At 65.1% G+C, this 13,343-nt stretch carries 13 protein-coding genes; 11 read left to right on the plus strand and 2 right to left on the minus strand.

The genetic code is table 11. The features are described from left to right. The first annotated feature begins 15 nt into the window (after positions 1–15). From ABS45_RS03290 to ABS45_RS03340, 11 genes are all read left to right on the plus strand, one after another. Positions 16–1,476 (plus strand): 2-hydroxymuconic semialdehyde dehydrogenase, encoded by a 1,461-nt coding sequence (locus tag ABS45_RS03290; protein ID WP_024538553.1) that lies wholly within the window; start codon positions 16–18, stop codon positions 1,474–1,476. A gap of 62 nt (positions 1,477–1,538) precedes the next feature. Further along, positions 1,539–2,405: an alpha/beta fold hydrolase gene (locus tag ABS45_RS03295; RefSeq protein ID WP_291552936.1), complete on the plus strand. Its 867-nt coding sequence runs from the start codon at positions 1,539–1,541 to the stop codon at positions 2,403–2,405. 36 nt (positions 2,406–2,441) lie between these two features. After that, a complete protein-coding gene (gene dmpE / locus ABS45_RS03300) occupies positions 2,442–3,224 on the plus strand; it encodes a 2-oxopent-4-enoate hydratase (RefSeq protein WP_024538551.1) in 783 nt (260 codons plus the stop codon). A gap of 27 nt (positions 3,225–3,251) precedes the next feature. Continuing rightward, a complete protein-coding gene (locus ABS45_RS03305) occupies positions 3,252–4,166 on the plus strand; it encodes an acetaldehyde dehydrogenase (acetylating) (protein ID WP_291552939.1) in 915 nt (304 codons plus the stop codon). A gap of 145 nt (positions 4,167–4,311) precedes the next feature. Next, complete coding sequence (dmpG, locus tag ABS45_RS03310) at positions 4,312–5,346, plus strand: 4-hydroxy-2-oxovalerate aldolase (RefSeq protein ID WP_291552942.1); 1,035 nt, start codon at positions 4,312–4,314, stop codon at positions 5,344–5,346. A gap of 15 nt (positions 5,347–5,361) precedes the next feature. Beyond that, a complete protein-coding gene (dmpH, locus tag ABS45_RS03315; protein ID WP_291552944.1) occupies positions 5,362–6,150 on the plus strand; it encodes a 2-oxo-3-hexenedioate decarboxylase in 789 nt (262 codons plus the stop codon). A 67-nt stretch (positions 6,151–6,217) separates the two neighbouring features. Next, entirely contained in the window at positions 6,218–7,480 is a 1,263-nt protein-coding gene (locus ABS45_RS03320; RefSeq protein WP_291552946.1) for an ABC transporter substrate-binding protein, read from the plus strand. A 10-nt stretch (positions 7,481–7,490) separates the two neighbouring features. Continuing rightward, on the plus strand, positions 7,491–8,258 hold the full coding sequence (locus ABS45_RS03325; RefSeq protein ID WP_291552949.1) for an ABC transporter ATP-binding protein: 768 nt from the start codon (positions 7,491–7,493) through the stop codon (positions 8,256–8,258). Next, positions 8,255–8,971, plus strand: a complete 717-nt coding sequence (locus tag ABS45_RS03330) for an ABC transporter ATP-binding protein (protein WP_291552951.1) — start codon at positions 8,255–8,257, stop codon at positions 8,969–8,971. The genes ABS45_RS03325 and ABS45_RS03330 overlap by 4 nt, the downstream gene beginning before the upstream one ends. Further along, positions 8,971–9,846, plus strand: coding sequence for a branched-chain amino acid ABC transporter permease (locus ABS45_RS03335; RefSeq protein ID WP_291552954.1), 876 nt, complete (start codon positions 8,971–8,973; stop codon positions 9,844–9,846). Before ABS45_RS03330 ends, ABS45_RS03335 begins: the two co-directional genes overlap by 1 nt. Positions 9,847–9,849: 3 nt before the next feature. After that, on the plus strand, positions 9,850–10,830 hold the full coding sequence (locus ABS45_RS03340; RefSeq protein WP_291552955.1) for a branched-chain amino acid ABC transporter permease: 981 nt from the start codon (positions 9,850–9,852) through the stop codon (positions 10,828–10,830). Positions 10,831–10,833: 3 nt separating this feature from the next. On the opposite strand, the gene ABS45_RS03345 is transcribed toward ABS45_RS03340, so the two are convergent. Further along, complete coding sequence (locus ABS45_RS03345; protein WP_291552956.1) at positions 10,834–11,847, minus strand: hypothetical protein; 1,014 nt, start codon at positions 11,845–11,847, stop codon at positions 10,834–10,836. A 73-nt stretch (positions 11,848–11,920) separates the two neighbouring features. After that, positions 11,921–13,318: a UDP-N-acetylmuramate:L-alanyl-gamma-D-glutamyl-meso-diaminopimelate ligase gene (gene mpl, locus ABS45_RS03350; protein WP_291552957.1), complete on the minus strand. Its 1,398-nt coding sequence runs from the start codon at positions 13,316–13,318 to the stop codon at positions 11,921–11,923. Positions 13,319–13,343 lie beyond the last annotated feature (25 nt).

Here is a 13,343-nt window from a genome sequence, read left to right on the forward strand (position 1 = left end):
CCACAGAGAGCAAGCATGAAAGACATCCTCAACTTCATCAACGGCAAATACGTCAGCAACACCAGCGGCAAGACCTTTCCCGACATCAATCCGGTCAACGGCGAGGTCATCGGCAGGGTCCATGAGGCCGGCAAACCCGAGGTGGATGCCGCCGTCGCCGCCGCCAAGGCCGCGCTCAAGGGCGACTGGGGCCGCATGTCGGTGGTCGAACGCTGCAAGCTGCTGGATGCGCTGGCCCTGGGCATCAACCAGCGCTTCGACGATTTCCTGCAGGCTGAAATTCTTGACACCGGCAAGCCCAGCCACCTCGCGTCGCATGTGGATATCCCGCGCGGCGCGGCCAATTTCCAGGTCTTCATCGACACCATCAAGAGCGTCTCGACCGAGTCGTTCACCATGCGCACGCACGACGGCAAGACGGCGCTCAGCTACGGCGTGCGCACGCCGCGCGGCGTGATCGCCGTGGTCTGCCCGTGGAACCTGCCGCTGCTGCTGATGACCTGGAAGGTGGGTCCGGCGCTGGCCTGCGGCAACACCGTGGTCGTCAAGCCGTCGGAAGAAACCCCGGCCACCGCAGCGCTGCTGGGCGAGGTGATGAACGCGGTCGGCATGCCCGCGGGCGTGTACAACGTGGTGCACGGCTTCGGTCCGGATTCGGCGGGTGAATTCCTCACTCGCCACCCGGATGTGAACGGCATCACCTTCACCGGCGAGACGCGCACCGGCACCGCCATCATGCAGGCAGCGGCCGAGGGCATCCGCCCGGTGTCGCTGGAGCTGGGTGGCAAGAATGCCGCCGTGGTGTTTGCCGATTGCGACTTCGAAACCGCGGTGGATACCGTCACGCGCTCGTGCTTCGAAAACGCCGGCCAGGTCTGCCTGGGCACCGAACGCGTGTACGTTGAGCGCCCGATCTTCGACAAATTCGTTGCCGCGCTCAAGCACAAGGCCGAGACCATGACGCCCGGACGTCCGTTTGACGCGGCGACCAAGATCGGTCCGCTGATTAGCAAGGAGCATCAGGCCAAGGTGCTGGGCTACTACAAGAAGGCGGCCGAAGAGGGCGCCACCGTGGTCACCGGCGGCGGCGTGCCCGACATGCCCGCAGACCTCAAGGACGGCTGCTGGGTGCAGCCCACGATCTGGACCGGCCTGCCTGAGACCGCCAGCGTGATCACCGAGGAAATTTTCGGCCCCTGCTGCCACATCGCGCCGTTTGACAGCGATGACGAGGTGCTTTCCAAGGTGAATGCCAACCGCTACGGTCTCGCCACCTCCATCTTCACGCAGGACATTGGTCGCGCCAACCGCATGGCGCAGCACATCGAAGTGGGCCTGGCGTGGATCAACAGCTGGTTCCTGCGCGACCTGCGCACACCGTTTGGCGGCTCCAAGCAATCGGGCATTGGTCGCGAGGGTGGCGTGCACTCGCTCGAGTTTTACACCGAGTTGCGCAACGTCATGGTAAAAATGTAATGAAAATATGTCCCAGCGCTTATGCATAAAGCGCCGGCAGCTATTGTTTTTGAGGAGTCCATGTGACGGTATCGGCTGAGCAGAATCCGGAAGTGGGGCGCAGTATCGAGGCTGCGGGCATCCGCACCAATTACCACGACAGCGGCAGCGGCGCGCCCATGCTGCTGATCCACGGCTCGGGCCCCGGGGTGTCGGCCTGGGCGAACTGGCGCGGCGTGATGCCGGAGCTGGCGCGCCGCGCCCGCGTGATCGCGCCGGACATGGTGGGCTTTGGCTACAGCGAGCGCCCGGCGGGTTTCGTCTACACCATGGATGCGTGGGTGCGCCAGGCCGTGGGGCTGCTGGATGCGCTGGGCATTGCGCGCGCCGATCTCGTGGGTAATTCTTTTGGCGGCGGGCTGGCGCTGGCGCTTGCCATCCGCCATCCCGAGCGCGTGCGCCGCCTCGTGCTCATGGGCAGTGCAGGGGTGTCGTTCGAGCTCACGCCGGGGCTGGATGCGGTGTGGGGCTACGAGCCTTCTGTCGCGGCCATGCGCGGCCTGCTCGATATCTTCGCCTATGACCGCTCGCTGGTAACGAACGAGCTGGCGCAGCTGCGCTACGAGGCCAGCATACGGCCCGGTTTTCAGGAATCGTTCGCCGCGATGTTTCCCGCGCCGCGCCAGCGCTGGGTGCAGGCGCTGGCGAGCGACGAGCAGGACATCCGCGGCCTTGCGCACGAAACGCTGGTCATCCACGGCCGCGAGGACCAGGTGCTGCCCTTGAGCAACGCCTACCGGCTGGCCGAATGGATACCGCGTGCGCAGCTGCATGTCTATGGCCGCTGCGGGCACTGGACGCAGATCGAGCATGCCGCCCGCTTCGCGCGGCTGGTAGGCGATTTCTGCGCAGAGGCGAGCAACCATGAGCCCCTGCCTTTGAGGGCCTGAACCGATTGTGTGAATCAAATGAACAAGGAAAAACCCATGAATTCGGCACTGCGCAAGCGGCTCGGAGTGGAACTGCATGAGGCGCTCGCGTCCTGCTCCGTCCTGCCGCCCCTGAGCACGCGGCATCCGGAAATCACCATCGACGATGCCTATGCCATCCAGCAGCACCTGATGGCGCGGCGCCTGGCGGCCGGCGAGAAGGTCATAGGCAAGAAGATCGGCGTCACCAGCAAGGCGGTGATGGACATGCTGGGCGTGTACCAGCCCGATTTCGGCTGGCTTACCGATGCCATGGTCTACAACGAAGGCGAGTCCATCCCCATGGACCGCCTGATCCAGCCCAAGGCCGAGGGCGAGATCGCCTTCGTGCTCAAGAAAACCCTCAAGGGCCCGGGTGTGACGGTGGCTGATGTGCTGGCCGCGACCGAGGGGGTGATGGCGTGCTTCGAGATCGTTGATTCGCGCATCGAGAATTGGAAGATCAAGATCCAGGACACGGTGGCCGACAACGCCAGTTGCGGCGTCTTCGTGCTCGGCGACCGTCTGGTCGATCCGCGCGATGTGGATCTCACCACCTGCGGCATGGTGCTGGAGAAGAACGGCGAGATCGTCGTCACTGGCGCGGGCGCCGCGGCGCTGGGCCACCCGGCCAATGCGGTGGCGTGGCTGGCCAACACGCTGGGCGCACATGGCACCGCGCTGGAGGCGGGCGAGGTGGTGCTCTCGGGTTCGCTGGGCGCCATGGTGCCGGTCAAGACCGGCGACAACCTGCGCGTGACCATAGGCGGCATTGGTGGCTGCTCGGTGCGTTTCGTCTGAGCTGGCAAGGAACAAAGGAGTGAAGTGATGAGCAAGAAAGTGAAATGCGCCCTGATCGGGCCCGGCAACATCGGTACCGATCTGCTGGCGAAGTTGAAGCGCAGCCCGGTGCTGGAGCCGGTGTGGATGGTGGGCATCGATCCCGCGTCCGACGGTCTCAAGCGTGCGCGCGAGATGGGCATCAAGACCACCGACCAGGGCGTCGATGGCCTGATCCCGCATATGCGCCAGGATGGCGTGCAGATCGTGTTTGACGCCACCAGCGCCTACGTGCACGCCGAGAACTCGCGCAAGGTCACCGAGCAGGGCGCCATGATGGTCGACCTCACGCCCGCCGCCATCGGCCCCTACTGCGTGCCGCCGGTCAACCTCAGGGAACATGTCGGCAAGCGCGAAATGAACGTCAACATGGTCACCTGCGGCGGCCAGGCGACGATTCCCATGGTCGCGGCGGTCAGCCGCGTGCAAAGCGTGCCCTACGCTGAAATCGTCGCCACGGTGTCGAGCAAATCCGCCGGCCCGGGCACGCGCAAGAACATCGACGAATTCACCCGCACCACCGCCGGCGCGATCGAGAAGGTGGGCGGCGCCAGGAAGGGCAAGGCCATCATCATCATCAACCCGGCCGAGCCGCCGCTCATCATGCGCGACACCGTGCATGTGCTGACCGAAACCGACCCCGATCAGGCCGCCATCAAGAAGAGCGTCGCCGACATGATGGCCGAGGTGCAGAAATACGTGCCTGGCTACCGCATGGTCAACGGCCCGGTGTTCGACGGCAAGCGCGTCTCCATGTACCTGGAGGTCGAAGGCCTGGGCGATTACCTGCCCAAGTATTCGGGCAACCTGGACATCATGACGGCGGCTGCCGCGCGCACCGCGGAGATGTTTGCTGAAGAAATCCTCGCCGGGCGGCTCAAACTGGAGCCCGTCGCGGCCTGACCCGTATTTCTCCCTCCCCCTCTGGGGGAGGGCCGGGGTGGGGGCTTGCAGCCATGAAGTAGACGCCAGCGTAGGCATCGGGCAGGCCCCCATCCCAACCTTCCCCCAGAGGGGGAAGAAGTTGAAGACAAGGAAGGAATTGGATATGAGCATCAAAGGCAAGAAAATCACGCTGCATGAAATGGCGCTGCGCGACGGCATGCACCCCAAGCAGCACCAGATCAGCATCGAGCAGATGACGAGCATCGCCACCGCGCTGGACGCGGCCGGCATGCCGCTGATCGAGGTCACCCATGGCGACGGTCTGGGCGGCGACTCGGTCAACTACGGCTTTGCCGCGCACACCGACGAGCAATACCTGAAGGCGGTGATCCCGCTGATGAAGCGCGCCAAGGTCTCTGCGCTGCTGCTGCCGGGCATAGGCACCGTCGAGCACCTGAAGATGGCGCACGAGGTGGGTGTGCACACCATCCGCGTCGCCACGCACTGCACCGAGGCCGATGTCTCCGAGCAGCACATCACGCAGGCGCGCAAGCTCGGCATGGACACCGTGGGCTTCCTGATGATGAGCCACATGAACAGCCCGGAGGGTTTGGTCAAGCAAGCCAAACTCATGGAAAGCTATGGCGCCAACTGCGTCTATGTCACCGACTCCGCCGGCCACATGCTGCCCGAGGATGTGCGCGCCAAACTCGGTGCGGTACGCGAAGCCCTCAAGCCCGAGACCGAGCTGGGCTTTCATGCGCACCACAACCTCGCCATGGGCGTGGCCAATTCGATCACTGCGATCGAGATGGGCGCCAACCGTGTGGACGCGGCCAGCGCAGGCCTGGGCGCGGGCGCAGGCAACACGCCGATGGAGGTGCTCGTCTCCGTGCTTGACCTGATGGGGGTGGAGACCGGTGTGGACGTGTTCAAGATCCAGGACGTGGCCGAGGACCTGATCGTGCCGATGATGGATTTCCCCATCCGCATCGACCGCGACGCGCTCACGCTGGGCTATGCAGGGGTGTACGGCTCCTTCCTCCTGTTTGCCAAGCGCGCAGAGAAAAAATACGGCGTGCCGGCGCGCGAAATCCTCGTGGAAATGGGCCGGCGCGGCTGCGTGGGCGGGCAGGAAGACATGATTGAGGACACGGCGCTCACGCTGGCGCGCGCACGCGGCCTCAAGGTCGCCTGAACTGAAAGGACGCTCATGGCACTCAGCAGCAAGATTCTGGACAAGCTCGCGAAGCACCTGCACGCCTGCCAGCGCGAGGCGCGCGATACGCCCAAGATCACCGACGACCATCCCGAGATGGATTTTGACGATGCCTACGCCATCCAGGACCGCATCCTCGCCGCCAAGCTCAAGGGCGGCGCGCATATGGCGGGCTACAAGGCAGGTCTGACCTCGCATGCCAAGATGAAGCAGATGGGCGTGACCGACCCGGTATTTGGTTTTCTCGTCGATGAGTTCACCGTGGCCGACGGCGGCGAGGTGAAGGTCAGCGATCTGATCCATCCCAAGGTCGAGCCCGAAATCTGCTTCGTCACCCGTACCGAACTGAGTGGCCCCGGTTGCAGCATTGCCCATGTGCTGGCCGCGAGCGACATCGTGCTGCCCGGCATCGAGGTGATCGACAGCCGCTACCGCGATTTCAAGTTTGACCTGAAGAGCGTGGTGGCCGACAACACCTCGGCCTCGCGTTTTGTCGCCGGCGGTCATGCGGTCGATGCGCGCAGTGTTGATTTGCGCACCACCGGCCTGGTACTGGAGAAAAACGGTGTGCCGGTGGCTTTCGGTGCCGGCGCAGCGGTGCTGGGCCATCCGGCGGCGGCGGTGGCGATGCTGGTCAATCACCTGGGGCGGCGTGGCAAGACGCTGCCCGCGGGCTCGTTCATCCTTTCGGGCGGCGCAACCGAGGCGGTCGCGGTGCAGGCGGGCGATCACGTTTGTTTGCGCATGCAGGGCATGGGCAGTGTCTCGCTGCGCTTCGTTTGAGCTTGCCGCCACTCCCGAATTGATGCAACAATCAATTTCACGACCATAACTACACAAGGAGACAAGCATGGTTGATGGATCACGCAGAAAAGTCCTGGGCACGATGGGTGGCGTTGCCGCCGCATCGCTGCTGCCTGCACCCTGGGTGCATGCGGCGCAGACCTTCAAGATCGGCTATGTGGCGCCAGCCACCGGGCCGTTGTCGGTGTTCGCCGAGCCCGACCCGTTCACGCTTGAGGCGATGAAAAAATTGGTTGGCAGCGGCCTGACCGTCGATGGCAAGCAATATGGCGTCGAGGTGATCTACAAGGATTCACAGTCCAGCGCCGCTCGTGCCGCCGAGGTGACCAACGAGCTCATCCTCAAGAACAAGGTCGACATGGTGATCTCCGGCTGCACGCCGGAGACCACCAATCCTGTGGCTGATCAGTGCGAACTCAACGGTATGCCCTGTGTCACCAATGACACGCCGTGGCAGCCCCACTTCTTTGGCCGTGGTGGCGATCCCAAGAAAGGTTTTGAGTGGACCAACCACTTCTTCTGGGGTCTGGAAGACGTGATGGGGGTGTTCGGCAGCATCTGGACGCTGTTGCCGACCAATCGCGTGGTCGGCGCGTTGCTGCCCAACGACCCCGATGGCAACGCCTGGGGCGACCCCAAGATGGGCTTGCCGCTGATGTGCAAGGAAAAAGGCCTGAAGCTGGTTGACCCGGGCCGCTACCAGAGCCCGAACGACAATTTCACCAACTACATCACCGAGTTCAAGAAGGCGGGCGTGGAAATCGTCGGCGGCGTGCTGCCACCGCCGGATTTCGGCAATTTCTGGGCGCAGTGCGCGCAGCAGGGTTTCAAGCCCAAGATCGTCTCGGCCGCCAAGGCGACCGAGTTCCCGGCTGCGATTGCGGCGTTTGGCCCGCGCAGCGAGGGGTTGACCGTGGAAGTCTGGTGGTCGCCGCACCACCCGTTCAAGAGTTCGCTCACCGGTCAGAGTTCGGCGGATCTTGCGGCTGCCTATACCAAGGCAACGGGCAAGCCCTGGACCATGCCTGTCGGGTTCAAGCATTCGCTCTTCGAAGTGGCTTTTGCGGCGCTCAAGAAGGCTGGCGGCAAGGGCCCCAAGGCCTTGCGTGACGCACTGCGTGCCACCGATCTGGACACCATCGTCGGTCATGTGAACTTCACCAAGGGACCGGTGCCCAGCGTCAGCAAGACGCCGCTCGTTGGCGGCCAGTGGCAGAAGCAGGGCAATGGCTTTGAGCTGCTGATCGTGGAAAACAGCCAAGCGAGCATGATTCCGGTGGGTGCCAAGCTCCTGCCGATTCCCGCCTGAGGCATTGTCGATGTCGACCACCATCGGCGCGGCGCAGGCCGTGCCGCTGCTTGACTTGCGGGATGTGAGTCGGCGCTTTGGTGCGCTGCGCGTGGTCGACCGCCTGAGCCTGCAGGTCACGCAGGGCGAGGCGCTGGGCGTGATCGGGCCCAACGGTGCGGGCAAGACGACGCTGATGAACCTGATCGCGGGCGATGTTCCTGTCAACAGTGGCCAGGTGGTTTTCGCCGGGCGTGACGTGACCGATTTGCCGCCGCAGGAGCGTTGTCGTGCCGGCATTGCGCGCAGCTACCAGGTGCCGCACCCCTTCGTCGGCCTCACGGTTTACGAGAACGTGCTGGTCGGCGCCGTGTTTGGCGCCGACATGCGCGAGAGCGCCGCTCGAGCGCATGTCGCGCAGGTGCTGCAGCAGACCGGCCTGGCGCCCAAGGCCGACCGCATCGCGGGCGCGCTGCCGCTGCTGGATCGCAAGCGCCTGGAGCTTGCGCGTGCGCTCGCCACCCGGCCGCGCCTGCTGCTGCTCGACGAGATCGCCGGCGGCCTGACCGATCAGGAAGTGCGCGAGTTGCTGGACACCATTCGCGCGATCCGCGCCGCGGGCGTCACCATCATCTGGATCGAGCACATCGTGCATGCGCTGCTGGCGGTGGTGGACCGGCTGGTGGCGCTGGATTTCGGTCGCAAGGTCACCGAAGACGAGCCGCAGGCCGTGATGGCCGACCCGGCGGTGCGCGAGATTTACATGGGCATCGATGCCGCCGAGGAGATCGTGCCGTGAACGTGCTGCAGGTGCGCGCCCTGACGGCGGGCTATGGCGACTTCCAGGCGCTGTATGGCATCGATCTGGACTTGCAGGCGGGCGAGGTGCTTGCGATCATCGGCGCCAATGGCGCAGGCAAGACCACGCTGCTGCGCGCATTGGCCGGCGCCTTGCCGGTGCGCTCGGGCAGTGTGTCCTTCGACGGGCACGCGCTGGCCGGGCTTGCCGCCCACCGCATCTGTGCCCGGGGCCTGGCGCTGGTGCCCGAAGGCCGGCGCCTCTTTCCAAGCCTGAGCGTGGAAGAGAACCTCTTGATGGGCGCCTACGTGCGGCGCGAGGGGCCGTGGAATCTGCAGGCGGTGTTCGGCCTGTTCCCCATCCTGCAGGAGTTTCGCCGCCGTCCGGCCACGGAGCTCTCGGGCGGGCAGCAACAAATGGTGGCGCTCGGCCGGGCGCTGATGAGCAATCCGCGTCTGTTGCTGTGCGACGAGCTCTCGCTCGGCCTGGCGCCGGTGGTGGTCAAGGATATCTACAACGCGCTGCCGACCATCTGCGCACATGGCATGTCGGTCATCGTGGTCGAGCAGGACATCAGCCAGGCACTGCGGGTGGCGCAGCGCGTGGTCTGCATGCGCGAAGGCCGCGTGGTGCTGGAAGGCAAACCCGCCGAGATCGGGCGCGAGCAGATCGCCCAAGCCTACTTTGGCGTGGCGATGGAGAGGGCGCACTGATGCTGGCCGACTGGATCAACATCATCGTGCAAGGGGTGCTGCTGGGCGGCTTGTACGCGCTGTTCGCGGCGGGCCTGTCGATCAGCTTTGGCGTGATGCGCATGATCAACATCGCCCATGGCGACATGATCATCTTCGCCAGCTACGCCACCATCGTCGGTGCCTCGTATCTGAAGCTACCCATGGTGCTTACGGTGGTGCTGGTGACGCTGGTGCTCTCGGTCATGGGCTATGCGGCGCAGCGCCTGGTGTTCAACCGCACGCTGGGCAGTGACCTGCTGCGCCCGCTGTTGCTGACCTTCGGCCTCTCCATCGTGATTCGCGAGAGCCTGCAGGCGGCGTTCTCGGCCGATGTGCGCAGCGTGAACGTCGGTCCGATGAAGACCGCCACCTGGGATTTGGGCGCACAGATCAACGTCGGCGTGCTGCCACTGGTGGTGATGCTGGTCGGGTTGGTCTCGATTGCGGCATTGCAATGGCTGTTTGCCCGCACGCGCATGGGACGGGCGTTTCGCGCCACCTCCGACGATGCGGATACCGCCTCGCTGATGGGCGTGGACCGCAAGCATGTCTACGCGCTGGCGATGGTCTTCGGCAGCGCGATGGTGGCGCTGGCCGGGGCGTTTCTGGTGATGCGCACCACCGTGAGCCCGAGTGACGGGCCGATCCGCCTGATTTACGCCTTCGAGGCAGTGATCATCGGTGGCCTGGGCTCGCTCTGGGGCACGGTCGCCGGCGGAGTGGTGTTGGGCGTGGCGCAGGCCATAGGCGCACGGCTGGATCCGGGCTGGGGCACCCTGGCCGGGCACCTCGCGTTTCTCGCGATTCTTTGGGTGCGGCCGCAGGGGCTGTTCCCCACCACCAGGGACCGGTAAACGATGAAAGCCGATTTGCCAGCCCGCATCACCGCCGTCGTCAGCATCCTGGCCGTGGTGGCGATCGCCAGCATGCCGTGGTGGGCCGAGCGCTCCACCATCTATCTGGCGGTGGAAATGCTTGCCATGCTGGCGCTGGCGCAGATGTGGAATCTGCTCGCGGGCTACGGCGGCCTGCTGTCGGTGGGGCAGCAGGGCTTTGTCGGGCTGGGCGCCTATGCGCTGGTGGTGTTCGGCTTGCACATGGGCATCAACGCCTTTCTCGTGATCCCGCTGGCGGGTGTGGTGGGTGCTGTCGCCGCGGCGCTGGTGGCGCCGCTGGTGTTTCGTCTGAGTGGTGCGCATTTCGCGATCGGCACCTGGGTGGTGGCGGAGGTGTTTCGCCTCGTGATCGCCAATCTGCCATTCGTCAGCGGCGGGTCGGGCACCAGCGTGGCCAAGACGGTGATGGGCATGGGGATAGAAACGCGTGCCAGTCTCACGCTGTGGTCGGCGCTGATTCTGGGTGCGGGCGCGACGCTGGCGGTCTATCTGTTGCTGCGCTCGCGCTGGGGCCTGGCGCTGGTGGCGGTGCGCGATTCCGAGCGTGCCTCGCGCAGCCTGGGCGTGCGCGTCGCCCGGATCAAGTGGGCCGTGTGGGTGGCAGCCGCCGCCGGCTGCGCGATGACGGGCGCGCTGCTCTTCATCACCAAGCTGCGCGTGGCGCCCGATGCGGCGTTTTCCATCGACTGGACGACGACCATGTTCTTCATCGTGGTGATCGGCGGCATAGGCACGCTCGAGGGCCCGATCATCGGCACCATTGCCTACTTCCTGCTGCGTGAATGGCTGGCGGATCTGGGCAGCCTGTACCTGATCACGCTGGGTCTGCTGACCATGGTGGTCATGCTGTTCTTCGAGCATGGCCTGTGGGGCTTGTGGCAGCGCAAGCTTGGCTGGGAGCTGTTTCCGGTGCGCCGGCGCTTCAAGCCGCCGACTCCCTGAGCGTCACTGGCAGGCCAGCACACGCTGCAAATGCGGCGCGAGGCTTTGCAGGTTGACGAAGCTCAGGTCGTATATCGCCGAAAGTCCCGCCGCCTGTTCATCGGTCAGGTCGGCGGCGCAGAGGATGAAGCGGCTCTTGTCGAGTTTGAGGCGCTTGCGCAGGCGCACATACTTGTCGATGTCCTGCCGGAATTCGCCCGATTTGCATTCGATGCAGATCGGCTCCTGCCCGGCGGGCAGGCAGACCACATCGAGCTCGTGCAGATCTTCGTTGGGGAAAACCACCTTGACGCCGCGCGCGGCGGAAAAGGTCTTTTGAGTCTGCTGCAGTTGCCGCAGCACGGCCATGAAGGCGTACCACTCCAGCCACCCGCCATCGAAGAACTGGCGCACCGCGGTCGCGCTTTGCAGGGTCAGGCGCACGATTTTCTCGGGCTTCTGGTAGTAGTAGCGCGCAAAAAAGGTGTGGCTGTAGAGCTGGCGGCACAGGGTGTTGATGGCCTGTGCGTCCTTTTGCGCGAGCGTACCCAGCTCCAGGTTGACCCAGCTGTGGCTCTTGCGGTAGGCCCAGCGCACGCGCTCGACCAGCTTGCCAAACAGCGCGTGCTGGTCGCCGATGAGCTGCGCGGCGTCGTCGAAGAAGCCGCTGGTGTCCACCGCCCCATAGTCGAAGCGGGCCTCGATCTGGTGCGCGGCAAACCATTGCTGCAGCGGTGCGTGCTGCTCCGCGGTGGCGAGCAGTTGCGTGTTGTTCAGATCGACGCCCTGCCGTGCACTGACTTCAGCTCGGGCCGCTTCGGCTTCTGTAGCCTCCTGCGGCGCGTCGGCTTCCGCCTGTTGCAAGGCCTTGAGTTCGCGCACTGCGACGAAGTAGCGCTCAAGCACTTTTTCCACATAGAAGACCGTGCCGAAGACGGTGGCCGTGGTGCCGCAGCGCGCGCACGGCATGGTGGAGCCGGGAGTGGCGGCGGTTTCTTCAGAGATCAGGCCACAGTGGTTGCAACGGTAAATGGGCATGGCTCGGTAGGGTGTTGTGTGAAACCGGGAGGTGATCGCTGATTGGCGGCGCGGGGGAGTCAGGCGAGTGTAGTCAGGCCGACTTGTCTTTCAATGCCTTGAGCAGCATGTCGTGGATGCCGCCAAAACTGCCATTGCTCATGCACACGATCTGGTCGCCTGGCCGGGCGCACTGCACTACCTCGGCGACGAACGCGGCCAGATCGGCCCCGGTGTGTGCCCGCGCGCCCATGGGGGCGAGCGCTTGGGCGGCGTTCCAGTCCAGTCCCTGGGTGTAGCAGAACGCCAGGTCGGCCGATTCCAGCGCCCACGGCAATTGGGCGGCCATGGTGCCCAGCTTCATGGTGTTGCTGCGCGGTTCGAACGCCGCGAGGATGCGCGTGCCCGGCCCCACGCGCTGGCGCAGGCCGTCCAGCGTGGTGCGGATCGCCGTCGGGTGGTGGGCAAAATCGTCGTACACCGCCACGCCCGCCGCCGTGCCGCGCAGCTCCATGCGGCGGCGCACGTTCTGAAAACTGGCGAGCGCCTCGGCCGCCTGCGCGGGCGCGATGCCCACGTGCTCGGCCGCCGCAATCGCCGCCAGCGCGTTCATCTGGTTGTGCACGCCCGTCAATTCCCAGCGCAGTTGCGCCGCGCGCTGGCCGCGCAGCAGCACTTCAAAGTCATGCGGCGCGCCGCGTGCGGCCAGATCGCTGCTCGCGTCGCCAAAGTCCACCACTTCGCTCCACACGCCTTGCCCGAGCACGCGCATCAAGGCTTCAGCAGTGCGGTTCACCACGATGCGCCCGGATTGCGGCACGGTGCGCACCAGGTGGTGGAACTGGCGCTCGATCGCGGCCAGGTCCGGGAAAATGTCGGCGTGGTCGAATTCCAGGTTGTTCAGCACCGCGGTGCGCGGGCGGTAGTGCACGAACTTGCTGCGCTTGTCGAAGAATGCGGTGTCGTACTCGTCGGCCTCGATGACGAACAGCGGTCGCGCCTGGGCATTCGCCTGCTGCCCGAGCCGCGCCGAGACGCCGAAGTTCAGCGGCACGCCGCCCACGAGAAAGCCGGGCGTGAGGCCGCACGATTGCAGTATCCACGCGAGCATCGATGTGGTGGTGGTCTTGCCATGCGTGCCCGCCACGGCCAGCACATGGCGTCCCTGCAACACATGTTGGCTCAGCCACTGTGGTCCGCTGGTGTAGGGTTGGCCGGCGTCCAGAATCGCTTCCATCAGCGAGAATTTGGGCCTGCCATCGGCCAGGTGCACGCGGCTGACCACGTTGCCGATCACGAACAGATCGGGCTTCAGGCCCAACTGGTCCGCGCCATAGCCTTCGATGAGGTCTATGCCGAGCGCGCGCAGCTGCTCGCTCATGGGTGGGTAGACGCCGGCGTCGCAGCCGGTGACCTTGTGCCCGGCCTCGCGAGCAAGCGCGGCCAGCCCGCCCATGAAGGTTCCGCAGATGCCGAGGATGTGTATGTGCATCCGGCGATTCTAAGAGGCTGCTCCT

The sequence above is a fragment of the Comamonas sp. SCN 65-56 genome (assembly GCF_001724135.1).
Classification (GTDB): Bacteria; Pseudomonadota; Gammaproteobacteria; order Burkholderiales; family Burkholderiaceae_C; genus Comamonas_C.